General features: G+C 48.4%; 28 protein-coding genes. 15 read left to right on the top strand and 13 right to left on the bottom strand.

Going from position 1 to position 23,136, the window contains the following annotated elements; translation table 11 throughout:
• Positions 1-32: 32 nt before the first annotated feature.
• The gene (locus ACV7NC_RS08925) at positions 33-2,714 is read left to right on the top strand and encodes an MMPL family transporter (protein ID WP_458152181.1); all 2,682 of its coding nucleotides are present in this window, start codon (positions 33-35) and stop codon (positions 2,712-2,714) included.
• On the opposite strand, the gene ACV7NC_RS08920 is transcribed toward ACV7NC_RS08925, so the two are convergent.
• The 4 genes from ACV7NC_RS08920 to purM are packed head-to-tail and all read right to left on the bottom strand — an operon-like array spanning position 2,711 to position 6,440.
• On the bottom strand, positions 2,711-3,973 hold the full coding sequence (locus tag ACV7NC_RS08920) for an RsmB/NOP family class I SAM-dependent RNA methyltransferase (protein WP_458152179.1): 1,263 nt from the start codon (positions 3,971-3,973) through the stop codon (positions 2,711-2,713). The two genes, ACV7NC_RS08925 and ACV7NC_RS08920, sit on opposite strands and share 4 nt — an antisense overlap.
• A gap of 39 nt (positions 3,974-4,012) precedes the next feature.
• A complete protein-coding gene (locus tag ACV7NC_RS08915) occupies positions 4,013-4,729 on the bottom strand; it encodes a DUF3108 domain-containing protein (RefSeq protein WP_458152178.1) in 717 nt (238 codons plus the stop codon).
• Complete coding sequence (purN, locus tag ACV7NC_RS08910) at positions 4,726-5,364, bottom strand: phosphoribosylglycinamide formyltransferase (protein ID WP_458152177.1); 639 nt, start codon at positions 5,362-5,364, stop codon at positions 4,726-4,728. The genes ACV7NC_RS08915 and purN overlap by 4 nt, the downstream gene beginning before the upstream one ends.
• A gap of 17 nt (positions 5,365-5,381) precedes the next feature.
• Positions 5,382-6,440, bottom strand: a complete 1,059-nt coding sequence (gene purM, locus ACV7NC_RS08905; RefSeq protein ID WP_458152175.1) for a phosphoribosylformylglycinamidine cyclo-ligase — start codon at positions 6,438-6,440, stop codon at positions 5,382-5,384.
• A 279-nt stretch (positions 6,441-6,719) separates the two neighbouring features.
• Here purM and ACV7NC_RS08900 point away from each other — a divergent pair, with 279 nt between their 5' ends.
• The 9 genes from ACV7NC_RS08900 (at position 6,720) to ACV7NC_RS08860 (ending at position 13,079) form a co-directional block, all read left to right on the top strand.
• Complete coding sequence (locus ACV7NC_RS08900; protein ID WP_458152174.1) at positions 6,720-7,574, top strand: C1 family peptidase; 855 nt, start codon at positions 6,720-6,722, stop codon at positions 7,572-7,574.
• Positions 7,575-8,024: 450 nt separating this feature from the next.
• On the top strand, positions 8,025-9,419 hold the full coding sequence (locus tag ACV7NC_RS08895) for an aspartate aminotransferase family protein (RefSeq protein WP_458152173.1): 1,395 nt from the start codon (positions 8,025-8,027) through the stop codon (positions 9,417-9,419).
• A gap of 8 nt (positions 9,420-9,427) precedes the next feature.
• Positions 9,428-10,492, top strand: a complete 1,065-nt coding sequence (locus ACV7NC_RS08890) for an AI-2E family transporter (RefSeq protein ID WP_458152172.1) — start codon at positions 9,428-9,430, stop codon at positions 10,490-10,492.
• Positions 10,493-10,523: 31 nt separating this feature from the next.
• Positions 10,524-11,207 (top strand): DnaA regulatory inactivator Hda, encoded by a 684-nt coding sequence (gene hda / locus ACV7NC_RS08885; protein ID WP_458152171.1) that lies wholly within the window; start codon positions 10,524-10,526, stop codon positions 11,205-11,207.
• A complete protein-coding gene (locus tag ACV7NC_RS08880; protein WP_458152169.1) occupies positions 11,204-11,866 on the top strand; it encodes a histidinol-phosphatase in 663 nt (220 codons plus the stop codon). The genes hda and ACV7NC_RS08880 overlap by 4 nt, the downstream gene beginning before the upstream one ends.
• An 89-nt stretch (positions 11,867-11,955) precedes the next feature.
• Positions 11,956-12,240, top strand: coding sequence for a type II toxin-antitoxin system mRNA interferase toxin, RelE/StbE family (locus ACV7NC_RS08875; RefSeq protein ID WP_458152168.1), 285 nt, complete (start codon positions 11,956-11,958; stop codon positions 12,238-12,240).
• Complete coding sequence (locus tag ACV7NC_RS08870) at positions 12,237-12,491, top strand: helix-turn-helix domain-containing protein (protein WP_458152167.1); 255 nt, start codon at positions 12,237-12,239, stop codon at positions 12,489-12,491. Before ACV7NC_RS08875 ends, ACV7NC_RS08870 begins: the two co-directional genes overlap by 4 nt.
• 17 nt (positions 12,492-12,508) lie before the next feature.
• Positions 12,509-12,847, top strand: coding sequence for a BrnT family toxin (locus ACV7NC_RS08865; protein ID WP_458154892.1), 339 nt, complete (start codon positions 12,509-12,511; stop codon positions 12,845-12,847).
• On the top strand, positions 12,834-13,079 hold the full coding sequence (locus ACV7NC_RS08860) for a hypothetical protein (protein ID WP_458152166.1): 246 nt from the start codon (positions 12,834-12,836) through the stop codon (positions 13,077-13,079). Before ACV7NC_RS08865 ends, ACV7NC_RS08860 begins: the two co-directional genes overlap by 14 nt.
• A gap of 252 nt (positions 13,080-13,331) precedes the next feature.
• On the opposite strand, the gene ACV7NC_RS08855 is transcribed toward ACV7NC_RS08860, so the two are convergent.
• From ACV7NC_RS08855 to ACV7NC_RS08835, 5 genes are all read right to left on the bottom strand, one after another.
• Positions 13,332-13,559, bottom strand: a complete 228-nt coding sequence (locus ACV7NC_RS08855) for an addiction module protein (protein WP_458152165.1) — start codon at positions 13,557-13,559, stop codon at positions 13,332-13,334.
• A gap of 138 nt (positions 13,560-13,697) precedes the next feature.
• A complete protein-coding gene (locus ACV7NC_RS08850; RefSeq protein WP_458152163.1) occupies positions 13,698-14,339 on the bottom strand; it encodes a hypothetical protein in 642 nt (213 codons plus the stop codon).
• 182 nt (positions 14,340-14,521) lie between these two features.
• Complete coding sequence (gene lysS, locus ACV7NC_RS08845) at positions 14,522-16,033, bottom strand: lysine--tRNA ligase (RefSeq protein ID WP_458152162.1); 1,512 nt, start codon at positions 16,031-16,033, stop codon at positions 14,522-14,524.
• Between the two features lie 164 nt (positions 16,034-16,197).
• Positions 16,198-16,419: a DUF2798 domain-containing protein gene (locus tag ACV7NC_RS08840; RefSeq protein ID WP_458152160.1), complete on the bottom strand. Its 222-nt coding sequence runs from the start codon at positions 16,417-16,419 to the stop codon at positions 16,198-16,200.
• 64 nt (positions 16,420-16,483) lie between these two features.
• Positions 16,484-17,104, bottom strand: a complete 621-nt coding sequence (locus tag ACV7NC_RS08835) for a nucleoside deaminase (RefSeq protein WP_458152159.1) — start codon at positions 17,102-17,104, stop codon at positions 16,484-16,486.
• A gap of 390 nt (positions 17,105-17,494) precedes the next feature.
• On the opposite strand from ACV7NC_RS08835, the gene ACV7NC_RS08830 reads away from it, so the two are divergent.
• The 3 genes from ACV7NC_RS08830 to ACV7NC_RS08820 all read left to right on the top strand — a co-directional run bounded on the left by ACV7NC_RS08830 (position 17,495) and on the right by ACV7NC_RS08820 (position 18,761).
• The gene (locus ACV7NC_RS08830; RefSeq protein WP_458152158.1) at positions 17,495-17,749 is read left to right on the top strand and encodes a DUF2024 family protein; all 255 of its coding nucleotides are present in this window, start codon (positions 17,495-17,497) and stop codon (positions 17,747-17,749) included.
• A gap of 100 nt (positions 17,750-17,849) precedes the next feature.
• On the top strand, positions 17,850-18,365 hold the full coding sequence (locus tag ACV7NC_RS08825) for an invasion associated locus B family protein (protein ID WP_458152157.1): 516 nt from the start codon (positions 17,850-17,852) through the stop codon (positions 18,363-18,365).
• A gap of 51 nt (positions 18,366-18,416) precedes the next feature.
• Positions 18,417-18,761: an arsenate reductase family protein gene (locus ACV7NC_RS08820; RefSeq protein ID WP_458152156.1), complete on the top strand. Its 345-nt coding sequence runs from the start codon at positions 18,417-18,419 to the stop codon at positions 18,759-18,761.
• Between the two features lie 116 nt (positions 18,762-18,877).
• On the opposite strand, the gene rplS is transcribed toward ACV7NC_RS08820, so the two are convergent.
• The 4 genes from rplS to rpsP are packed head-to-tail and all read right to left on the bottom strand — an operon-like array spanning position 18,878 to position 20,905.
• Complete coding sequence (gene rplS / locus ACV7NC_RS08815; RefSeq protein WP_458152155.1) at positions 18,878-19,291, bottom strand: 50S ribosomal protein L19; 414 nt, start codon at positions 19,289-19,291, stop codon at positions 18,878-18,880.
• 26 nt (positions 19,292-19,317) lie between these two features.
• Entirely contained in the window at positions 19,318-20,091 is a 774-nt protein-coding gene (gene trmD, locus ACV7NC_RS08810; protein ID WP_458152154.1) for a tRNA (guanosine(37)-N1)-methyltransferase TrmD, read from the bottom strand.
• 12 nt (positions 20,092-20,103) lie between these two features.
• A complete protein-coding gene (gene rimM, locus ACV7NC_RS08805; RefSeq protein WP_458152152.1) occupies positions 20,104-20,616 on the bottom strand; it encodes a ribosome maturation factor RimM in 513 nt (170 codons plus the stop codon).
• A 13-nt stretch (positions 20,617-20,629) separates the two neighbouring features.
• Positions 20,630-20,905 carry a 30S ribosomal protein S16 gene (gene rpsP / locus ACV7NC_RS08800; RefSeq protein ID WP_458152151.1) on the bottom strand — a complete coding sequence of 92 codons (276 nt, stop codon included), beginning with the start codon at positions 20,903-20,905 and terminating at the stop codon, positions 20,630-20,632.
• 155 nt (positions 20,906-21,060) lie between these two features.
• Here rpsP and ACV7NC_RS08795 point away from each other — a divergent pair, with 155 nt between their 5' ends.
• On the top strand, positions 21,061-22,344 hold the full coding sequence (locus ACV7NC_RS08795) for a (Fe-S)-binding protein (protein ID WP_458152150.1): 1,284 nt from the start codon (positions 21,061-21,063) through the stop codon (positions 22,342-22,344).
• 104 nt (positions 22,345-22,448) lie between these two features.
• Positions 22,449-23,075, top strand: coding sequence for a 2-polyprenyl-3-methyl-6-methoxy-1,4-benzoquinone monooxygenase (gene coq7 / locus ACV7NC_RS08790; RefSeq protein WP_458152149.1), 627 nt, complete (start codon positions 22,449-22,451; stop codon positions 23,073-23,075).
• Positions 23,076-23,136: the final 61 nt, after the last annotated feature.

The raw sequence follows: 23,136 nt of genomic DNA, 5'->3' as shown, positions 1-23,136 counted from the left end.
GATTATTCATTTTTCTCCAGGCGCAGTAAAAAGTGCCTAGCCAGCAAAGCTTCAGTGTCCGGTTTTTTTCGCGCTGGGCTATATTTTCGTACCGGTATGCGGTCTGGATTATTTTATTAATCTTGGCTCTGACAGCATTCAGCGCGATGTATACCGCTGAAAATCTTGGTGTGCATACCGATACCACCGATATGCTTTCTGAGGAAGTTCCTTTCCGCGCGAACCATATTCGCTATATCAAATCATTTCCGCAGTATGAAGATACCCTGTTGATCGCGCTGGATGCACCCACCCCTGAACAGGTGCACGAGGTTGCCAAAACATTCACTGCTTTTCTGAATAATGATCATCCGCATTTTTCCGGTATCTATTATTTGGCGGGTGAGCCTTTCCTCGAGAAGAATGGCTTATTTTTTAAAGACCTAGATGAGCTAGGCCGCATTTCCGATTATCTGGCAGCGGCCCAACCGTTGATTGCCCGTATCGCGGAAAGCCCGACACTTTATACGTTTTCTGCCGTCTTGACGGACGCTGCGGAAGAATTACGCAAAGGGCGGAAACTCGACCTGGAATCCGTCTTCACAGCGGTCAGCGCGACACTGGATGCCCGGGTTGCAGGGCAATCCCGTGCCTTATCCTGGCAGGCGTTGCTGGGCGGCGAAGCGCAAAAAGATACCTATCAAGAGTTGATCATTGCCAAGCCTAAACTGGATTATTCGCAAATTTTTGCCGCCGAAGAACCCATCGCCGCTATTCGAAGCGAAGCCGAAAAGATGGGATTTGCATCCGATGCATTTAAAAAACTACGTATTACCGGCGAAGTCGCGTTGGCACATGACGAACTTAACAGCGCGATGCACGGAGCGCAAGATGCCGGCTTGTTGGCGCTGGCTCTGGTTGCTACAGTCTTATTACTGGCTTTTCGCTCTGCCGGAGCAATCGTCTCAGTGATTATTGCTCTGATTCTTGGATTATTATTGACCGCGGCATTTGCGACCGTCGCCGTCGGGCACTTGAATCTGATTTCCATTGCTTTTGCAGTGCTATATATTGGTCTTGGGGTCGATTATGCGATTCATTTCCTGCTGCGGTTGGAAGAACTAAGAAATCCTGATCAACCATTTGCTGAGGCGTTGAACCAAACCGGCGGTGATATGGGGCAATCGCTGCTGGCTTGCGCGATTACAACAGCGATCGGGTTTTATGCTTTCATGCCGACCACGTATCGCGGAGTTGCAGAGCTGGGTTTGATTTCCGGCACCGGCATGCTGATCAGCTTCCTGATCACAATGACATTGCTACCTGCATTACAAAGAATTTTTCCGATAAAAACCAGAAAATCACCGGACTCAACCCAATCTATCAATCATTTATTGGATTTGCCGCGACATTCGCGCAAATTAGTCTATAGCCTGACCGTAGTAGCGATTGCAGCATCGATCCTGGCGTTGCCGAAAATCAGATTCGACTATAATTTGCTGAATTTAAATAACCCTCACGCGGAATCTGTGCAGACATTCCAGGAACTACTCGGCAGCACCGAGGATTCTCCTTGGCATATTAATATTCTGGTGAATGATCCTGAAGAAATCGAACCGATCGTGAAACGCGTCAGCGCCTTGCCGGAAGTTAAAAGCGTGATCAGCATGCTGGATATGGTGCCGCAACAACAGGAAGAAAAAAGCCTGTTGATTGAAGAAATGGCGATGATTTTGGGACCGATCTCGTTTTCGCCGACAGCGTTCTTGATTGCCGATCACTATACGGTTGCAGAGCAGCGTGGTGCGCTGGAGCGGCTGAGAATCTCACTCGAACGCTTTGTTAATGAACAGCCGGAGCATGTGGCGGCCAATTCCGCCCGCAAACTGCACGGATCGCTCATTAATTTATCGCGGCATTTGGATGAATCTACCGCCACAGGGGGTGTCAGTGATGGAAAAGCGCAACAGCTTCGTGTGCTCAATGATGATTTATTGAGCTTACTGCCAGGCTCGATCCAGCGATTGCAATTGGCGCTTTCAGCGCAGCCTTTCGACGAAGCGGCGCTGCCCATCGCGATTAGGGAGCTTTGGCATGGCAACGATGGCGTTTATCGCATCGCTGTGTACCCGCGAGAAAACATCAATGATAACGATGCGCTGCGACGGTTTGTTCGTGCTGTGCAAGAGATTGCACCGTCAGCTACCGGGATTCCGGTGATCAGCCTGGAGGCCGGCGAAGCGGTCGTGGATGCTTTTATTCATGCATTTAGCTTGGCGTTATTGGGTGTGATCGTGGCGCTGTGGATCATGCTCAGAAGCATCAGTTCCACGGTACTGGTATTGATACCGTTGCTGTTGTCGGCGTTATTCACCGGCGCCGGTACCGTTTTGCTGGATTTACCTTTCAATTTTGCCAATATCATTGCATTGCCGCTGTTACTCGGAATCGGGATCGACAGCAGCTTGCACATGGTGCACCGGAGCCGTTCCGGCGTGGTTTATGAGAGCCTGTTGCATACCAGCACCGCGCGTGCAATTTTTTACAGCGCATTGACCACTCTGGTCGGATTCGGCAGTCTGGTATTTTCCATGCACCAGGGCACCTCCAGCATGGGGTTGTTGTTGACGATCGGATTGTTGATAACGATTGTTTGCGTGCTGATTATTTTGCCGGTATTGCTGCAATCCGCGGACAAATCGTCGGAAAGTTCTGAAAAATCGTTTTCGGGTTAAAGATTTCCGATGCGTTCCAACGCTGCGGCAAAAAAGCCGTCGGTTTGGTGCTGCTTAGGAAACAATTGCAAGAATTCGCCGGTATCTAATGGAATTTTTTGCTGCGCCAGGATTTCTGCGCAGTTCAGGAGTCTGAATTGCGGATGTGTGTCAAGAAAACCCCGTACCACTTGCCGGTTTTCATCCGGCAAAAAGCTGCAAGTGGCATATACCAAACGCCCGCCCGGTTTGAGCAAAGCAGCGGCGGCATTCAGAATTGCCGTTTGTTTGACTTTCAGTTCCTCGATGCTTTGCGGCGATTGACGCCATTTCAAGTCGGGATTGCGGCGCAGCGTGCCAAGTCCGCTGCACGGCGAATCGACCAATACCCGATCGATCTTTCCGGACAGGCGTTTAATTTTAAGATCATTCTCATTTTCTATCCGCTGCGCGTGCAAGTTCGATAAACCGGAACGTTTGAAACGCGGCTTCAGATTATTCAATCGTTTTTCCGAAACATCAAAGGCGTACAGGCGACCCTTGGAATTCATCAGAGCTCCTAGCAGTAGTGATTTGCCACCCGCTCCGGCGCAAAAATCGACGATCATTTCACCGCGTTTGGGCGCCAGCAAATACCCCAGTAATTGACTGCCTTCGTCCTGAACTTCGATTTTTCCTGATAAAAACAAAGCATGCCGGTTAATCGCCGGTTTGCCATTCAAGCGGATACCGCATGGAGAATAGGGCGTCGCTTGCGCTTGAATTCCTTCTTGCTGAAGGTTGTCAAGCACTTCGGCACGTTTCGCGAGCAACGTATTGACACGTAAATCAAGTGGCGCCGACTTCTGTAGCGATAAGCCGAGGTCCAGAATCCCGCTATCGGGCATAAATGCCTGCAATTTCTCCACAAGCCATGCGGGGAATTCCGCTTGGATCGCTAGCGGCATGGTATCCACTTTGACGGCCTTAATTTCTGTCAGCCACTTTGCTTCCGCTTCGCTCACCAGCGATGTCAGTTCACGCAAATTGACTCCTTGAAACTTCACGAGATAAGCCAATACCAGCGCACGGGGTGTCGGCAGCTCTGTCAGGCGTTCAAGAAAAAAACGGTGACGCAGAATACCGAAGACCGTTTCTGCAATCCATGCGCGATCTTGCGCGCCTAGATTCGGATTGTCTTGAAAAAAACGCCGCAGGATCGCATCGGCAGGATATTCCAAAGGCAATACGGTGCGCGTGGCAACGATCGCTGTATCTAGTTGAAAAGAAGTTAAACGCATGAATTTTATTAAATATCTGAGATCAATTACGGGGTAGGACTAACGTCCCGGTTTATAGCTGATATTAATTCGTCTAGCTATTTTCTCGATTTCACGGCCGTTTTCCTCGACCGAAACGATGCGCACCGGCAGCATGTGATTGTTCAAGGCCAGCCATATTTTTCTTTTAAGCTTGGAGCCTTTTTCTTCCTGCCGGGTTAATGCGATCGTTTTGATTGCACCCATTGGTGTATCGAGGGTTTCTTCGGTCACGGTGAAACGTGATAACCGCAAACTATGACCTTCGGCGACGTAACGTTCCACATGCTTTTTAGGAATCGCAGTAAACATAAAGTTATACGAGAAACTCAAACGATCCAGCGTACCGTACGGTAGTTTCTGCGTGATCTCGTGACCCGTGTGACTGAGCGCGATGTTGTCATCTGCCCAATCGAAAACAGCCACGCTGGGTGTGTCTTTTCCGCGCTTTTCGTAAGCGCGGGCCGGTTGCAAGCCTTGTTCAAAAACAAAACCTTCGCTATGGCGAACGATTCTATTCGGCTCGATCAACTTGTACATACCGGTTGCCTGTGCAACGCTGTTAATCGTATAACGATAGTGATCGCCGGTATGATGAATTTCCATGACTTCATGGATTTCACCTTCGCCGATATCGGTTACCACGTGATAGTTGATTTCAATACGGGACGGCAGATCCGTCGCAGATGCCGGAAAACTGAGCAACCATGTAATAGCCAACAAGGCCGCGAGTTTCATTCGGGCAATTCCGGAGAATAAAGCACTGTTTTGTTGATGCTGGAATGCATGACTTCCACGCAGTTATCGGCCAGCCGGATGCTGCCGTCCATAAACCAGCGGACCGCTTGCGGGTAGATGCGATGTTCGAGCGTCAATACACGATTGGCCAAGGTTTGTTCGGTGTCGTCCGGCAGCACTGGGATGGCGGCCTGAATCACAATCGGACCATGATCCAGTGCCGGCGTGACAAAATGAACCGTGCAACCGTGGATCTTGACGCCTTCTTGTAGTGCTCGCGCATGGGTTCCTAGACCGGGAAATGCCGGAAGCAAGGAAGGGTGAATATTCATTAACCGGCCCTGATAACGTTGTACAAAGCGATCGCTCAGTATACGCATGAAACCGGCCAGTGCAACCAATTCGGGCTTACAGGCATCAATTTTTTCCGCCAGAGCGATATCAAAAGTCTCTCGATCCGGGAAAGAACGGTGATCGAGGATAATCGTCGCAACACCATACCTTCTGGCAATTTCCAGCCCGGCTGCATGAGGATTGTTAGAGATCACCGTAATGCTATCCAAAGGATGACCCGCCTCCAGCAGTGCTTGCATATTGCTGCCGCGGCCTGAGATCAGGATCACTAGGGATTTCATTTCGGAGCAATCACTCGCTACACCAACACCGTAGCTGCGTGATCTGCCATACGCGGTTTAATTTCACCGATTTGCCAAGCGGTTTCACCATTCGCACGCAAACTGTTGAGTGCATCAGCCGCATGCTCGGGCGCAACGACGATCACCATGCCGATACCGCAATTAAACACCCGCGCCATTTCCGCATCGGCTACGTTGCCTTGCTGTTGCAACCATTGGAATAATGGTGGAATCCGCCACGCATCTTTTTGTAATTCCGCCATGAGCGAATCGGGCAAAATACGCGGCACATTTTCTACTAGCCCGCCCCCAGTAATGTGCGCCAAGCCTTTCACCGGTAATTGTTTGATCAATGCCAGCACCGGCTTCACATAAATGCGCGTCGGCGCCATGATGGCATCTGCCAGCGTTTGACCATGAAAATCCATCGATAAATCGGCGCGGCTGTTTTCGATAATTTTACGGATCAGCGAATAACCATTCGAATGCGCGCCGCTGGAAGCAATGCCCAGCACACAATCGCCGGCTTTGATCGACGCGCCGCTGATGATCTGATCTTTCTCGACGACGCCGACAGCAAACCCGGCCAAATCATATTCATCGTGCGGGTACATGCCCGGCATTTCCGCCGTTTCGCCGCCGATCAACGAACAACCGGCCGATTCGCAGCCTTTTGCAATGCCGCCGATCACTTGGGTCGCAGTCTCTACATTCAATTTGCCACAGGCGAAATAATCCAGGAAAAACAGCGGTTCTGCGCCTTGTACCAGAATATCGTTTACGCTCATCGCCACCAGGTCGATACCGATCGTATCATGCCGGTTCAATTGAAAAGCCAGTTTTAACTTGGTGCCCACGCCATCCGTGCCGGACACCAACACCGGATTACGGTATTGCTTGGAAATTTCAAACAATGCGCCGAAACCGCCGATGCCGGTCAGAACTTCGGGGCGTAAGGTGCGCCTGGCCAGTGGTTTGATATTTTCTACCAGGCGATCGCCGGCATCGATATCGACACCGGCGTCACGATAAGAAAGATGTTTCGCGTCAGGGGGATTGGAATTGCTGGAAGTCAAGTTGAACTCTCAAACGAATAAAAGATTTGTGTTACGCTCAAGCGCAATTTTACCGCAAATGCCGGACCCTCATGGTACGGAAATGCGCGATCAGCAGCGCTTAATTTACTTTACTTCAGTTCTCCAAGGGATTAGACTGATAATTCAACTGAAGATATATGATTAAGTGCATGATAGATCAAAAGTTTTTATAAATTTTATGAGGCGGGTATATTACTCGGCCCCGGTGTTGGCGCTGTACCAGTGAGGCAAGTGATCCACTTTTTTTGGAGATTAAAAATGAAATCAATTCATGGTCTTAGTTTAGGTTGGCACAGAGATTTGCCGGATATGCGCGATCATACGCAATCGACCGAATCCGTCGCCAAAGTATTAGCGAAATCTTCGCCGCTGAAAAAAGCGGCCAAATCGTTACCGGCCAGCGTCGATCTGCGTAAATATTGTTCACCGATCGAAGATCAAGGCTCGATCGGTTCTTGCACCGCGCATGCCGGAGTGGGTATGGTCGAGTATTTTGAACGCCGTGCTTTTGGAAAGCACATCGACGCCTCGCGCTTATTCCTCTACAAGGTTACGCGTCAATTGATCGGTTTTACCGGCGACGACGGCGCTTACCTGCGCGACACTATGAAAGCGCTGGTGCTGTTCGGCGTGCCGCCGGAAAAATACTGGCCGTACGATGTCAAACGGTTCAACGACGATCCGTCCAGTTTCTGCTTTTCATACGCGCAAAGCTACCAAGCGATCGACTACTACCGGCTTGACCCGCCCGGTACTTCAACCAGCGCGTTACTTGCGAATGTCAAAAAGAATCTGGCGGCCAATCTGCCATCGATGTTCGGATTCTCCGTTTATAGCTCGATACCCGGCGCTGGTGACGGCAAGGGAGAGATTCCATATCCCGGCAAGGGCGACGCGCTGGAAGGCGGACACGCAGTGCTGGCGGTCGGTTACGACGATCAGAAAAAGATCGGCTCCACCAAAGGCGCATTGTTAATTCGCAACTCATGGGGCAAGGACTGGGGCGACCACGGCTACGGCTGGCTGCCATATGCCTATATCGAAAACGGCCTCGCCGACGACTTCTGGTCACTGGTCAAAGCAGAGTTTGTCGACAGTGATTTGTTTAAATAAAAAAAGATTGTTTGATTGTTGCTGAGCGAGCCGAGCCTCATCAACATCCACGGATCGATGATGCAATCCAATTCTTGAAATCCAAAGATTGGATTGCATTTTTTCTTGCCGCATAATGTTGCTGATCCCTTAAAAAAAGGGTTTTAATCCAGTTCAATAACAGTCATACTTCTTTTTAAAGCCTTTCAATTGATCGCATCGCTCGTGTTTGAGCAAAAAATAGTTTAGATGATTGAATTCGTGGTTTTATTACATCGACATCCGGATAGACGCAAGCGGACTTTCTTTTCCCGAACGATCTCATGTTTTTAACAGCAAAAATATGTGTAGGAATGGTATGATCTGCGCTAATTTTTGTTGTCAACTTATTACATTGCAGCAGTTCTTTAGTGGAGCCGATCAATTCTTTTTCCAGCTTTGCTGGCCGTTCTTCCTACACCGAGGTTGTTCATGTCTTTCAGTATCGCTCATTTGTTATCCCAACATCGTACCGATAAGTTTGATTTGCACGAGCATTATTTGAATGCGCAGATGGTGCGTGTGCTGAAGACGATCGGTTATGACCGAAACTATCAGCGCGCGGTGGGGCAGTATATTTACGACGATCAAGGCAACGAATATCTCGATTTGTTGAGCGGGTTCGGTGTGTATGCATTCGGACGCAACCATCCGGTGATTGTCAATGCATTGAAAGAAGTGCTGTCGCTGGAAATGCCGGATCTGGTGCAGATGGACGTGTCAATTCTGAGCGGTTTGCTGGCCAAGGAGATTCTGGCGACGGTGCCGGATAATCTGGAGCGTGCGTTTTTTTGTAATTCCGGTACCGAAGCGGTCGAAGCCGCGATTAAATTCGCCCGCTATGTAACCAGGCGTAACCGCATCATTTGCTGCGATCACGCGTATCACGGTTTGACCATGGGCGCGCTGTCGCTGAACGGCGAGCAGATTTTCAAGGACGGTTTCGGGCCATTGCTGCAAGATTGCGGGTCGGTGCCATTCAACGATCTGGCAGCGTTGGAACAAGCGCTCAGCGGCCGCAATGTCGCGGCGTTTGTGGTCGAACCGATCCAGGGCAAGGGCGTCAACATCCCGGATGATCATTACCTGCCCGAAGTCGAGCGGTTGTGCAAAAAATACGGCACGATGTTTGTCGCCGACGAAATCCAGACTGGCCTGGGCCGTACCGGGAAATTCTGGGCAGTCGAACATTGGGGCGTGAAACCCGACATGATTTGCATGGCGAAAGCGCTGTCAGGCGGTTTCGTGCCGGTCGGTGCGGTGATGATGACGCAACAGATCATGGAAAGCGTGTTTAATCGCATGGATCGCGCAGTGGTGCACGGTTCGACATTCTCGAAAAATAATATGGCGATGGCTGCAGGTCTAGCAAGCCTGGAAGTGATCCGAACCGAAAAGCTGGTCGAGAACAGCGCTAAAATTGGCGCGGACATCATCGGCCGGATCAATGCATTAACCGATCAATACGAATTTCTGAAAGAAGCGCGCGGCAAAGGCTCGATGATTGCGGTCGAGTTCAAATCACCCGATAGTTTCTCGCTCAAAGCTGCATGGATGATGCTGGAAGCGGCTAACAAAGGATTGTTCTGCCAGATGATCACGATACCGTTGTTCAAAGAACATCGCATCCTGACGCAAGTCGCCGGACACGGCATGAACGTGATCAAGCTGCTGCCGCCGCTGATCCTGACGCAGCAAGATTGCGACCGTGTCGTGCGGGCATTGACTGAAACCATTGCCGATACGCATCAAGTACCGGGCTCGATCTGGGAGCTCGGTAAAAATCTCGCCAGCCATGCGCTGAAATCCAAAGCAGGCCAAAGCTAACTCTGCCGATGAATAGCGAAGAACACTCCAACGACTTGCATTATCTCTGGTGGTTGCTGCTGGCATGTGTGTCCGGCGGGTTGCTGTATCTGCTCAGTCCGATCTTGACGCCTTTTTTGCTCGCCGCAGTGATCGCTTACATCTGCAATCCAATGGTATCGCGGCTGGCTCGCAACAACATCCCGCGCACCGCGGGGACTATTTTGGTGATGTTGTTATCGCTCGTCGCATTCGGCGCTTTGATTCTGATCATGGTCCCGCTGTTTCAAAAAGAAGCAGGCCGATTGCTGGATAAAATGCCGGCGTTTCTCGACATGCTCAAAAATCATATTATTCCGTGGCTGGAAGCAAGGCTGGACATCAGCCTTGAACCGGATATGGAAGTTCTGAAAGAAGCGGTATCGGAGCATTGGCAAAGCGCGGGCGGCGTCGCGGCTAAAATCCTGCCGTCGTTAACCAGCGGCGGCATGGCGGTCGTGGAATTTTTGGTCAATTTGCTGCTGGTGCCGGTGGTATTGTTTTACCTGCTGCGCGATTGGGATGTGCTGATCGCACAAATCGATGAAATGATTCCGCGCTATTGGCACCAGCAAGTCTCGAAACTGGCGCACGAAACCGACCGGATTCTGGCGGAATTTCTACGCGGCCAGTTAGCGGTTATCGTATTGATGAGCATTTGCTACATCACCGGCCTATGGCTGGTGGGGCTCGAATTTGCACTGCCGATCGGGTTAGTGGCGGGAATCCTGGTGTTCGTGCCGTATCTCGGCATGATCGTCGGTTTGACGCTGGCAACCTTCGCCGCAATCATGCAATTCCAGGATTGGTCAGGCGTGATCCCAGTATGGATTGTTTTCGGTGCCGGGCAATTGCTCGAAGGCATGCTGATTACGCCCTGGCTGGTCGGCGATCGTATCGGCTTGCACCCGGTCGTGGTCATTTTTGCGTTGATGGCGTTCGGGCAATTATTCGGGTTCTTCGGCATTTTGCTGGCATTGCCGGTCAGCGCGATCATGCTGGTTTGGTTGCGCCATCTGCATCAACGCTATATCAGCAGTAATTTCTATAATTAGGCGGTTACGTAACACGCATTGCGCAACGATCATGCACCAATTGCTGTTAGACATTAAACCGGTGCCGTCGCCAACACTGGCAAATTTCCAACCCGGCCGCAACGTTGAATTACTCCAGATGCTGCACAATCTTCTGGCGGAACGCGAACCGGAACGCTTTGTCTATTTATGGGGCGCGGGCGGTTGCGGTAAAAGCCATTTGCTGCAGGCAACCGTCACGGCCTATACCCAAATGAACTTAAAAGCGATATATTGCAAACCCCAGAAACACGGTAACTTCTCGATTGTCGATGAAAGCGATGCCGATTGCATTGCAATCGACGATATCGATAGCCTGGATGAGCCGTCGCAAATCGCATTGTTTAATCTCTATAATCGCGTACGCGACGAAGGCCGTATACGATTGCTGATGAGCGGCTCCGCCGCTCCCATGTTTCTCAAGCTGCGTCAGGATTTAGTGACGCGCATCGGTTGGGGATTGGTATACCAAGTTCACGAATTGACCGACGAAGAAAAAATTCAGGCGATGAGAACGCATGCTGCGGATTGCGGCTTTGAGTTATCACACGACATTTGCAGGTATCTGCTGCGGCACGGACGGCGCGATTTGCCGTCACTGCTGATGACGCTGGAAGCATTGGACCGCTATTCGCTGGTTCATCAGCGTCCCGTTACCATTCCTTTATTAAGAGAATTATTACAGGTGGCTACATGAATTTAGCTTTATTTGATTTGGACAATACGCTGATCGCCGGCGACAGTGATTTTCAATGGGCGCAATTTTTGATTGAAAAGAAGGCATTGGATCGCGAATTGCACGAAGCGAAAAATATCGAGTTTTACGAGCAATACAAAGCCGGAACCTTGGATATTCACGAATTTCTCGACTTTCAACTCAAGCCGCTGGCGCGTCATCCGCGCACGCAACTGGAAACCTGGCGCAAAGAATTCATGCAGAAAAAAATCACGCCGCTGATCGCGCGCGGAACACGCCAATTGATCGAACGGCACAAGCTCGACGGTGACTTGTGCATCATCATCACCGCCACCAACAGCTTTGTCACCTCACCCATCGCCCACGCACTCGGCATCGAACATCTGATCGCCACCGAACCGGAAGAGAAAGACGGTGAATTCACCGGCCGGGTCACCGGCACGCCGTCGTTCCGAGAAGGCAAAATCGAACGGCTGGAAGCCTGGCTGGATGCGCACAATTTGACCTGGCTGTCGTTCTTGCGCAGCTGGTTTTACAGCGATTCGTTGAACGACTTACCACTACTCAGTAAAGTCACGCACCCGGTCGCGGTCGATCCCGATCCGACCTTAAAAAGCCACGCGGAAAGAAATAGCTGGCCGATTATTAGCTTGCGTTGATGGGGTGAATGCGGAGGAAGTGTCGGTTGAAATGTGGAGTGAACGAAAGATCATTGCTTTTATCAAAAGCCTGACATACCATTCATGGTATGTGGAAAGTTTACGAGCATAAACGTGTTGAAAAGCAATTAAGATTATGTCCGATAGCGGTATTGAAGAAATACGAGAAATGGAAGGATGTGGTCACAATCTCCGGACAACAAGGATTAGCGCTGATCAAAGGCTTTGCTGACGAAGCGTTAGCCGGTGAATGGAATGGCTATCGATCTTCACGGCTAAATCAGCAGTACCGGGTTATTTATAAAATCATCAACAATGAAGTGTATGTTCTCGTTGAACAAATTTCACCGCACGATTACCGGAGGAAAAAATGAACGAATATCAACTGGCAAAAAAAACATGCGACGTATCGGTCGGTGAGTCGGTAAAAATTATCCGCGAACTCCAGGAATTAAGCCAGAATGAATTGGCTGCCCTTACCGGCATTCCGCAATCGACCCTCTCCGCCATCGAGCATGACAAAATCAACTTGGGAATTGAGCGCGCCAAAATATTGGCTAAAGCCCTCAAATGCCACCCTGCGGTACTGGTTTTTCCCGGGTGGGATATTGAAGCTGCTGCATAACATTCCCATACAGTGTGATGTTGGGCTTTCTTCGGCAGCCCAACCTGCTGCACTGCACTAATAGCAAGGATACATCGGTATTTATGCATTTTGAGTGGAATGCGAAGAAAGCTGTGCTTAATCACCGTAAACATGGCGTCACTTTTGAAGAAGCATCCAGTGTATTGCGTGATGCATTTTCCGCAACTACCCGCGACCCCGATCATTCGGAAGATGAAGAAAGATATGTAACGTTTGGCATTTCTTCTCAAGGTCGTTTACTGGCGGTGGCACACACAGAAAGCGGCAATTCGATCCGGATCATATCAGCGCGATTGGCTACAAATTCTGAGAGGAAAATTTATGAAGAAGGTTAAACCTGAAATGACGGACGAACTCCGGCCAGAGTACAAACGATCTGATTTCGATAAAATTATACGCGGCAAATATGCAAGCCGTATCAAAGCAGAAACCAATGTCGTGGTTCTTGAGCCTGATGTTGCGAAAGCTTTCCCCAACGATGAAGCGGTTAACAAGGCATTGAGGCATTTGCTGGAAGAAGTGAAAACTTTGTCCAAATTAACCCGGCAATCTGAAAAAACGGAGTAATAGATTGAAGTGCGCACCAAGTTGTGTGACGAATTGGCATGGGTTGCGTCGATTCAAATGGGAAGCGGGTAAGGATATAACGCCGGAACCCTTTTCCGAATTGAGGCCATACACCAGGAAGTTCGGCGATGGCTGCATAAGCGCTTTCAAGCTCATTGATGAAGTCACCGCCTAATCCTTTTGCCTGCGATTCATGCCAGACGATCGATTCATTTATGTCTCGTGCAACTTCAGGATGAAAGTAAACGTTTGTCACAGCTCACGGTTCAATTTCAGCTTTATTCCTTCCCAGCTAACCGGTTTCACCGCACCGGATTCAAGTTGCGCGAACCGGCGTTCTGCGATTTGAATCCACGCTTCATCGACATGTTCCTCGTTGGCATCATCCAAGCTTGAAATCAGGCAATGCGCAAGCGTCGCTTTTTCATGGAGCGACAATGTCTTGATATTTTCCAGAATCCATTTCATCTTATCGGGCATGATATCTCTCCGAAACCTTCATTAACAGGCAGTTTATCATTGAATGACGAGTTTGATTCCGGTATTGAAGTTTGAAAATTTATCCCGGATGACGCAAGCTTATCCGGGCTACCTGCTTCGGCAGACCAACCTACCGTGCTAAAGATTCTGATCGAGCTCGGGCGATTGCGCGATTGCTACAAATGCGTTTCCATTGGCTTGATGATGCGACAAGAAGCCCAAGAAGTGCTTTTGATTAGTATGCGAGGCGATGTGGTGCTGGCTTAATAGACTTGAGAACTTCATACCCCATGAGAGTGCACGCTCAACCGCTGGCGGTTGCTTCGGTTTCGCAGTGTGGAATATGCTCGATAGACTACCCCGGTGGAGGTGGCCACCACACTTGTGATAGAGGGAGATTAATTCTTCTTTGGTTAAGTATCCCGACTCGACGCGCTCAATATGGATACTATCTGGAGAGAACGTGCAAATGATTGGATGAGGATAAAAGTTTGGGTGAAGTTGTTCGAGACGTTTGAGGATGTCGTCAGCCCCATATTCCTTTTGAAGTTTCTTTTCCTTGGAGGCCTCGATGTCACCATGGGCCAATAGGCACCCCAATGCAACAAGTTCACACAGCATGCGCAGTTGAACATAGCAAAGTTCAGCAGTGATCCATGTCGGAAGCGATTTCGTTCCAGATACGATTGTGTTTATGCTGAGTATCCGTATGCGCACCTCATCAAGAATGTTCGCATAGGCTGTAATATCTGTTTGCTGTGCGTTTACTGATACTGGCATAAGTCTTCGACGTAAGATATAAGCGCTTAACTAAAATTAGCTAAATTTATCCTTAATCCTTATTCGTCACTCCGAATGAAGTGAGGAATCTTTGTTAGTCGCGCCATGCGAAGCCATGTCTAAACATCATTCATCCTTAAATAGTGTGCTTCATAGTCGATGGCGAATTACTCGGCATTTCCCTAATCCTCGCGCCGCAACTGTGGAAACAAAATCACGTCACGGATGCTGGGGCTGTCGGTCAATAGCATGACCAGCCGGTCGATGCCGATGCCTTCTCCCGCCGTCGGTGGCAGGCCGTATTCCAAAGCGCGAATATAATCCGCATCGTAGTGCATGGCTTCGCTGTCGCCGGCTTCCTTCGCTTTGGCTTGTTCCAGAAAGCGCGCGGCTTGATCTTCCGGGTCGTTCAATTCCGAGAATCCATTCGCGATTTCGCGTCCGGCGATGTAGAGTTCGAAACGGTCGGTGATTTCGGCATTGCTGTCGTTGCGCCGCGCCAAAGGGGATACTTCCGCTGGGTAATCGACGATGAATGTCGGCTCGAACAGCAAATGCTCGGTGGTTTCGTCGAACAATGAGAGTTGCAAGCCGCCGATGCCGTCTTTGGGGTTGTAATGAATGCCGAGCGCTTGCAGCTTGTTGATCAGGAAGTCTCGGTCGTTCAATTGCGCGTCGGTATATTCCGGGTGGAATTGCTTGATCGCCGCGGTAATGGTCAAGCGGGCGAACGGTTTCGCCAGATCCATGGTTTTGCCTTGATAGGTTACTTCGGTGGTGCCGAGCACTTTTTGCGCGATTTGCGCCAGCATTTTCTCGGTGAAATCCATCAAGTAGGTGAAATCCTGATACGCCTCGTAGAATTCCACCATGGTGAATTCCGGATTGTGCCGGGTCGAGATGCCTTCATTACGGAAATTGCGGTTGATTTCAAATACTTTTTCCATGCCGCCGACTACCAGCCGCTTCAGATACAGTTCAGGTGCGATGCGCAAATACAGCGCCATATCGAGCGCGTTGTGATGGGTGACGAAAGGCCGCGCCGTAGCGCCACCAGGAATCGGGTGCATCATCGGTGTTTCGACTTCGAGATAGTCGTGCGCGACAAAAAACTCGCGCATCGCCTGGATCACTTTGGAACGTACGGTAAAAACCTTGCGCGCATCTTCGTTGGTAATCAGATCGAGATAGCGCTGGCGGTATTTTTGTTCCTGATCGGTTAAACCATGAAATTTTTCCGGCAGCGGGCGCAGCGATTTGGTCAGTAATTGTAAATCCGTGACGCGGATCGATAGCTCATCGGTCTTGGTTTTGAATAACGAACCTTGCGCCCATAGAATGTCACCCAGATCGTAATGTTTAAAGGCTGCGTGCGTCGCTTCGCCGGTCAGATCGTTTGAGACATACAGCTGAATGCGCCCGCTCATGTCCTGAATGGTGGCGAAACTGGCTTTGCCCATGACGCGCTTGAGCATCATGCGCCCGGCCACTTTGACGGTAACCGGCGATTCTTCCAGTTGTTCCTTGGTTAAGTCATCGTATTGCCGATGCAGATCCGCTGCCAAATGCTCGCGCCGGAAAGTATTCGGAAAGGCATTGCCTGCTCGGCGTAATTCGGTCAGTTTGGCGCGGCGCTCGGCAATAATTTGATTTTCATCGAGTGGTGTAGCCGCCGATTGGTTTTCTTGAGTCATATTCGATTTATTTGTATGAGATGTCTTTCAGGCAGTGGCTGCAACAATTTTTTCAATGATCGCAGCCACGAAATAATTCGCGCAATTATACGCTGCTACGGCAGATTTTCCGAAATGAAATCAATCAGACCGGGTAGTGTTCGCGGGTTTTGTTACGCGCTTTCCTAGCGAAAAATTCTATCGATCATGCTTCGGAATACCGGGGATAGCGATAATAAGAGGATAAATCCGACAGGGAAAGCAATGCTCCAGGAATAGAGCCACTGTTCGAGATATTCATCAGAAAAACCGAGATTGACGGCGGTTACGGTTGCAGATACGCAGCCGGTCATCGTTGCCGACATGATGAAACAATAGAGGCAGTGTTGTAACAATTTGCGCTTCAAAAAATTATCCTTATTATTCTTTGCGTTGTTACGTGGGATATCTTACATGCCGCTCGTGCGACCGTCAGTTCTTGGGATTTGAACCCAGCAAACGGCTGTTGTAAAGCTCTCCAGTGTAGCTTTGTAATATTTCTAATGATTGCGGCCGCATGATTCCGGTGGTTACAGCAATGCCTCTTCTCTGCAGTTCCTGAATCCAATTTGCGGGACGAGGACCTTCGTCAAATCCGATTGCCTGCGCATCCTCCGAGCGGGCGCCGCAAACGACCGAAGCGACACCAGCCCATATTAAAGCTCCCAGACATTGACAGCAAGGTTCCACGCTGGTGATCAGTTCAAATCCACCAGACTGAGCCAGTTCATGATCGCCGAGCGATTGCTCAGCCAAAGCGAGCGCCATAATTTCGGCATGCAGCAGCGAGGATTTTCCCGGGACAACCCAATTGACACCCGGCGCTATCAGCTTTCCGGTGGCAGATTCAAAAACAGCCGCCGCAAAGGGGCCACCCCCTTGTTGCACGTTGATTTTTGCCAAATCGATTATCAATGCCATTCGCTGGTCTATCGTGGGAAAGTGCGTGGGGTTGTTCGCAACCCAGATATTTAGCCAATCCGGGATCGGCAATAGGATATTGGTCCATTTTTTCATAAAACCATCAACGGAGTTAGGTTCATCATCAATCATCGTAAAATTTTTTTCGAGAAAAGTATTGAATCGTTGATTGGGAAAATGATCCGCTACATTTGGTGTACTCGTAAATCACTTTGGCCGGTTTCGGGGACAGCAAGCCATCTGTCTTACATTTTATCTCGCATTCAGAATTTTTCCGAATTTTCCAGGGAGAAATCCGCCGTTATCGTCTTCCTGCTTTGTTCCGGTAATTGGGTTCAACAAGCGCGCGGATTTCATGCAAGCGCGGTGATTCGAAGACAATTCAGGCATTGGTAGTCTGACTATATCTCCTGGCAGTTTGGTGTATTAATTGGTATAGTTGGGGATGAAAAATGCACGGAGCGGTATGTCGTAGCGCTGCACAAGATTTATTTATCAATCTATTTATTTGGAAGGAATGTTATGCAAATTCATGTTTATGATACCTATGTAAAGGCAAAAGATGGGCATACGATGCACTTCGATGTGTTTACTGCCGTGAAAGATGATCAAAAAGCAGTTGAATACGCTAAACAATGGCTTGCAACGGTCGGAGAAGGTGATGCTGTCGTTACGAGCAGGGAATGCAGCTTTTGTCATAGCCAAAGCGCGCCCCCAAATGTCATTGATGAAATTAACAAAAATGGTTTTTTCATATATAAAATGGAAGGCTGTTGATCATTGCTTACCCATGACTGGTAAGTTGGACTTAGGGCTGGCGTCTTAAGTCGGTCAATTGCTGAAGTCGTAACGATATAGTTTTCAAGGCCATTAGAAAATGAAGCTGAAATTTAAAAAATTGATATTTGCGAGTGCTGTTTTAGCATTTTCTGGTTCGATACAAGCCGCCGAACCGAAGCTTTTAGGACAGCATGGCGACTGGACCGCCTATATGTTCATGGAGAACAATAGTAAAGTTTGTTATATGGTGAGTCAGCCGAAAAAGTCTGAAGGCAATTACACAAAACGTGGTGATGTTTATGCGCTGGTTACGCACCGCCCTGCGGAAAAAAGTACGAATGTTTTCAGTTATATCGCCGGCTATCCCTATAAACCGGGCAGCGATGCGACTGTAACTGTGAATAATCAAAGCTTCCGGCTTTTTACACAGGATGATTCAGCCTGGGCGCCTGATCAAGCCACTGACAATAAAATTACGGACGCGATCAAGCGCGGTAATTCACTGGTAGTTAAGGGGGCATCGGCGCGCGGAACAAGCACGGTTGATACTTTTGGGTTGAGCGGATCGACTGCGGCCTATAAAGCAATCTCGGCGGAATGCGGTATTAAATAATATTAAAGAGATGCTTTTTTATTACTATCTCTCTGTATCAGTTGCGTTGCTATGAGTGAAAAGATTGTCATTTATCAGAAACCTACTTGCAGTAAATGCAGGGCGACCATTTCCTTGTTACAAGAAAGCGGCCAGGAATTTGACTCTGTTAATTATTATGAAGCTCCTTTAACAGTCGAGGAATTGCGCAAGCTTATTCAAAAACTGAATTTGCCGGTGCGTGATGTGCTCCGTAAGGACGAGCCCGCGGCGCGTAACTTAGCTGGGGCGTCCGATGACGAGATTATCAAAGCAATGGTCGAGAATCCGGATTTGATGCAGCGCCCTATCGTGGTCCGGGGCGATCAGGCTAAACTATGCCGGCCTCCCGAGAATGTGAAGGAGTTACTCAAGTAAGATAAGAACAGCGGCTAACTATCAAATCCCCGTCAGTTATTAGGAATAATGACGGGGATTTTTTATTGATGTGATTGGCTTTCTACTGCTGTTGCTGCGTTTGTTTGGTCTATTACTTATTCTGATGCAGCAGAATCTTGTTCCACTGGTGCGCTATTGGTGGTACTGCCAAGGCGGGCCGGAAGTTTTTCGCGAATACGGGCCGATTTACCAGCGCGATCTCTCAAGTAATACAGTTTTGCGCGGCGAACGGCGCCACGGCGTTTGATTTCAATGCTTGATATTAATGGAGAATATGTTTGAAAAGTGCGCTCCACGCCTTCTCCACTTGAAATCTTGCGAACTGTAAAAGCTGAGTTAAGGCCGCGATTGCGCTTCGCGATAACAACTCCTTCATACGCTTGTACACGTTTGCGATCGCCTTCAACCACATTGACGTTGACAATGATAGTGTCGCCCGGGGAGAAATCAGGTATTTCTTTGTTTAGGCGTTTTATTTCTTCTGCTTCTAATTGTTCAATAATATTCATTTCCTTCTTTCTCCTCTCAGCTGATTCTATCTAAATTTACAAGTCCGTTTAAATTCTTCCAACAACTCTTTTTCGTCTAAGGTTATACCGCACTGTTCTAATTTTCGCTCCAATAGATCCGGGCGTTTTAACCATGTTCTACCCAGTGCCTGCTGCAAACGCCAGCGCCGGATTTGCGCGTGATTTCCAGACATCAATATTTCAGGGACATGATCATCTTTATATACTTCAGGACGCGTGTAATGCGGGAAATCCAGTAATCCATCAACGAATGAATCTTGATTTGCCGATTCCGGATCACCTAAGCTACCCGGTATTTGTCTAATGATACAATCAATTAGAACCATCGCGGCTAACTCGCCGCCGGAAACAACATAATCACCAATAGAGATTTCCATATCCACTTGGCGGCTGATTAAACGTTCGTCAATACCCTCATAGCGGCCGCATAATAAAATCAGGCCCGGCATCCTGCTCAGTTTTGTAACCTTAGGATGATCAAGCCGGTTTCCCTGAGGCGTCATATAAGCGACTACAGTTTGCGAAATGCCTAATCCGGTTTGTCTCGTTCTTGCCTGAACAATGGCATCCTCCAACGGCTGCGCCATCATCACCATACCTGGCCCTCCGCCGTAGGGGCTGTCATCTACGCTATGACGATTATCGTATGCAAAGCTACGCGGATTCCAGGTATTAAGGTTGATGATACCGTTTCTGAAAGCTTTTCCTGTTACACCGTAATTGGTAACGGCATCGAACATTTCTGGAAATAACGTGATGACATCGCATTCAAAAGGCATTATTCGGGTACCTTAATAATCCATGCCCCAATCAACCGTAATTCTGGAAAGTTTCAGATTTACTTCAATAACAAACTGCTCAATAAAAGGAATGAGGATTTCTTTTTGTTCTCTATCAGCTGCTTGAACACGTAACACATCGTTGGCGCCCGTTTCAAACAAACCGACAACGTTACCTAACCGCTCACCTTTTAAATTAATAACTTCAACCCCGATTAAATCAGACCAGTAATAACCATCTGTACCGTCTTGAGAAAGCGCTGGTAACTGGCTTCTCAGAATCGCAACCTGCAATCCTTTAAGTTTTGTAGCTTGCGTACGATCAGAGTATTCTCTTAGTTGCGCTACCAGTACTTGGCCATTAATATGGCCGTCTGTTACATGTACTTGTTGCCATTCTATATCATCGTTGCCGAGCCACCAGGTTGAATAATCCATGAGACCATCAATGAGTTCCGTGTATGGATTTATCTTTATCCAACCATATACACCAAATGGACCCATGATGTGGCCCATGATGACCATCGATTCAGTTGGCTTATTTGTTGGTGTTGCTGGAGGAAGCTTCTTTATTGGCGACAAATTGTTTGACGAGCCGGGATACGGTTGCCGATAATTGCGCACCTTGCGATTGCCAGTACGCAATTCTATCCAACTGAACTCGCAGCGGTTCTTCACCACCTGCTGCTCTGGGATTATAAAATCCAATACGTTCTAAAAATCGACCATCACGACGTGAACGTGAGTTCGCAACCACCATGTTAAAAAAAGGACGTTTCTTTGCACCACCGCGCGCCAATCTGATAATAACCATAGAATTTTGTAGCAAAAGTGTTATGTAATCTTCTATTTTACAATAATTTTTGTAAAATTGACAAGTAATAAGATACCTTTGGTTGTTATCATGTTCTGGTTTTCAAGGATAGATAACACTGCGATAAATAGCCATTTTCTAAAAGAATTGTTTAATTGTCTCAAGATATAACAAAAAATAAAATTATTGAAGAATCCAATCGATGTGTATCTTGCGGATTATGTTTGCCGCATTGTCCAACCTATCGATTGCTGAAATCGGAAGCCGACTCTCCACGCGGGCGTATTGCTTTAATGAATGGGGTTGCAAGTGACCGGATTCCGCTAAATTCGAAATTTATTCAGCATATGGACCGGTGCTTGACATGCCGAGCATGTGAGGCTGTTTGTCCGAATGATGTTCGTTATGGCGTATTGATCGATGAAGCACGGCATCTGATACGGCAATCAAAAATTGAAAATTCAGGCGGAGGAACGAGTCTGCAAGATTGGTTCTTGCGGTTGTTGCTATCCCATCCGGCTCGGCTGGATTACTTGCGCCGCTTATTTTCTTTGGCACAAGAAAAAGCCTGGTTTCAGTTGGCCAGAAAAATAGAATTTCTAGCGGACAATACGTTGCTTAAATTGATGTCGCAACTTCCGCCGGTAAAGTTTCCGCTTGCGGCAGTAAAAAAAGGCGAAGCTACAATCGGGAATCAATGGCAGAAGCAATATCCCGCGATTGGAAACTGTCGCGGCGAGGTTGGATTGTTTTTAGGCTGTGTGGCAAGGTTGACGGATGTTACAACATTAAATGCGAGTATCGCTGTGTTGAATTACTTGGGTTATACCGTACATGTGCCCAACGATCAGACTTGCTGTGGTGCGTTGCATCAGCATCGCGGTGCGATCAATGAAGCCGGCTTATTTACGAGAATCAATCAAACTGCCTTTGCCGGTTCCCATATTCAAGCTATTATCAGCACGGCATCCGGATGTGCAACGCAACTGATCGAGTCTGGCGTTGACAAGCACAACGGCCGGATAGTCGACATCAGTCAGTTTCTTGTATTTAGTGAAGGATGGGAGCGCATTGAAATCACCCCGTTGGCGGAGAAGATTCTAGTGCATGATCCTTGCAGTCTTCGTAACGTACACGATGGGCAGCGATATCCGTATCAATTGCTCGAACGCATACCGGGTGTGCAAGTAGAACCGCTAGCCAATAACGATCAATGTTGCGGTGCTGCCGGAACTTACTTTATAGATCAACCGGAAATCTCAGAAATGTTGCGCGATGACAAGATAACTGCGATCAAGGAGAGTGGAGTCCGCTACTTGGTAACGTCAAATGTTGGTTGCAGCATGCATATCGCAAACGGATTGCTTGAAAATGGAATAGAAGTTGAAGTATTGCATTCGGTTACATTACTGGCAAGACAGATGGGTTTGGAATTATAATAAAAACAGATTTTTAGTCGGGGTATCTCAGAGATTCTAGATACTTGAATAACCATCTTGTGTCGCAGCAGAACCTTTCTTTCCTTACGTGGATTTTAAAGATTATGATCAATATTGATAAATTAATCATTGGCTTTGATAGTGCTTTGCGAACTTTATTGACCCCGGCTCAAACCGCCCGGCCTGTGCCCGGCAATAATTTGCCGGAAGCCGATTTGACCGATGCTGAGAAAAGGCTTTCATGTGCATTGATGCGGATTAATCATGTTGGTGAGGTTTGTGCTCAAGCACTGTACCAAGGGCAAGGTTTAACGGCGCGAAACGAAGTGGTGCAGCAGACCTTGATGCAAGCAGCCAGAGAAGAAACGGAACATCTGGCATGGACTGAACGCCGGATTGCGGAGCTGGGTGGCCGTAAAAGTTTTTTGAATCCATTATGGTATGGTGGATCGTTTACAATCGGTGTTATCGCTGGATTGCTCGGGGATAAATGGAATCTTGGGTTTCTTGCGGAAACCGAGCATCAAGTAGGGGAACACTTGGCAGGACATTTGCAACGTTTACCCGATCAGGATGAAAAAAGCCGTGCAATTGTCGCGCAAATGAAAATTGATGAAGCGAGCCACGCAACAATGGCGTTGTCTTATGGTGGGGCGGAATTGCCGCTCCCAATAAAAATTACGATGAAACTTGGATCAAAAGTAATGACTCATACGTCATATTGGGTATAAGCTAACTTCGTGATTTAGACGGGAAGTTAGGCAGTGAATATTCACGTCACAATTTAGAGTC

Source organism: Nitrosomonas limosa (genome assembly GCF_054188085.1).
This window is presented reverse-complemented; position numbering and strand designations above follow the sequence as displayed.

Excerpts from the sequence above, each read along its gene's own strand:
- ACV7NC_RS08920 (WP_458152179.1), bottom strand. The coding sequence starts at position 3,973 with ATGCGTTTAACTTCTTTTCAACTAGATACAGCGATCGTTGCCACGCGC.
- ACV7NC_RS08915 (WP_458152178.1), bottom strand. The coding sequence starts at position 4,729 with ATGAAACTCGCGGCCTTGTTGGCTATTACATGGTTGCTCAGTTTTCCG.
- purN (WP_458152177.1), bottom strand. The coding sequence starts at position 5,364 with ATGAAATCCCTAGTGATCCTGATCTCAGGCCGCGGCAGCAATATGCAA.
- ACV7NC_RS08900 (WP_458152174.1), top strand. The coding sequence starts at position 6,720 with ATGAAATCAATTCATGGTCTTAGTTTAGGTTGGCACAGAGATTTGCCG.
- ACV7NC_RS08895 (WP_458152173.1), top strand. The coding sequence starts at position 8,025 with ATGTCTTTCAGTATCGCTCATTTGTTATCCCAACATCGTACCGATAAG.
- ACV7NC_RS08890 (WP_458152172.1), top strand. The coding sequence starts at position 9,428 with ATGAATAGCGAAGAACACTCCAACGACTTGCATTATCTCTGGTGGTTG.
- hda (WP_458152171.1), top strand. The coding sequence starts at position 10,524 with ATGCACCAATTGCTGTTAGACATTAAACCGGTGCCGTCGCCAACACTG.
- ACV7NC_RS08880 (WP_458152169.1), top strand. The coding sequence starts at position 11,204 with ATGAATTTAGCTTTATTTGATTTGGACAATACGCTGATCGCCGGCGAC.
- ACV7NC_RS08875 (WP_458152168.1), top strand. The coding sequence starts at position 11,956 with ATGTGGAAAGTTTACGAGCATAAACGTGTTGAAAAGCAATTAAGATTA.
- ACV7NC_RS08870 (WP_458152167.1), top strand. The coding sequence starts at position 12,237 with ATGAACGAATATCAACTGGCAAAAAAAACATGCGACGTATCGGTCGGT.
- ACV7NC_RS08865 (WP_458154892.1), top strand. The coding sequence starts at position 12,509 with ATGTTGGGCTTTCTTCGGCAGCCCAACCTGCTGCACTGCACTAATAGC.
- ACV7NC_RS08860 (WP_458152166.1), top strand. The coding sequence starts at position 12,834 with ATGAAGAAGGTTAAACCTGAAATGACGGACGAACTCCGGCCAGAGTAC.
- ACV7NC_RS08855 (WP_458152165.1), bottom strand. The coding sequence starts at position 13,559 with ATGCCCGATAAGATGAAATGGATTCTGGAAAATATCAAGACATTGTCG.
- ACV7NC_RS08850 (WP_458152163.1), bottom strand. The coding sequence starts at position 14,339 with ATGCCAGTATCAGTAAACGCACAGCAAACAGATATTACAGCCTATGCG.
- lysS (WP_458152162.1), bottom strand. The coding sequence starts at position 16,033 with ATGACTCAAGAAAACCAATCGGCGGCTACACCACTCGATGAAAATCAA.
- ACV7NC_RS08835 (WP_458152159.1), bottom strand. The coding sequence starts at position 17,104 with ATGATTGATGATGAACCTAACTCCGTTGATGGTTTTATGAAAAAATGG.
- ACV7NC_RS08830 (WP_458152158.1), top strand. The coding sequence starts at position 17,495 with ATGCAAATTCATGTTTATGATACCTATGTAAAGGCAAAAGATGGGCAT.
- ACV7NC_RS08825 (WP_458152157.1), top strand. The coding sequence starts at position 17,850 with ATGAAGCTGAAATTTAAAAAATTGATATTTGCGAGTGCTGTTTTAGCA.
- ACV7NC_RS08820 (WP_458152156.1), top strand. The coding sequence starts at position 18,417 with ATGAGTGAAAAGATTGTCATTTATCAGAAACCTACTTGCAGTAAATGC.
- rplS (WP_458152155.1), bottom strand. The coding sequence starts at position 19,291 with ATGAATATTATTGAACAATTAGAAGCAGAAGAAATAAAACGCCTAAAC.
- trmD (WP_458152154.1), bottom strand. The coding sequence starts at position 20,091 with ATGCCTTTTGAATGCGATGTCATCACGTTATTTCCAGAAATGTTCGAT.
- rimM (WP_458152152.1), bottom strand. The coding sequence starts at position 20,616 with ATGGTCATCATGGGCCACATCATGGGTCCATTTGGTGTATATGGTTGG.
- rpsP (WP_458152151.1), bottom strand. The coding sequence starts at position 20,905 with ATGGTTATTATCAGATTGGCGCGCGGTGGTGCAAAGAAACGTCCTTTT.
- coq7 (WP_458152149.1), top strand. The coding sequence starts at position 22,449 with ATGATCAATATTGATAAATTAATCATTGGCTTTGATAGTGCTTTGCGA.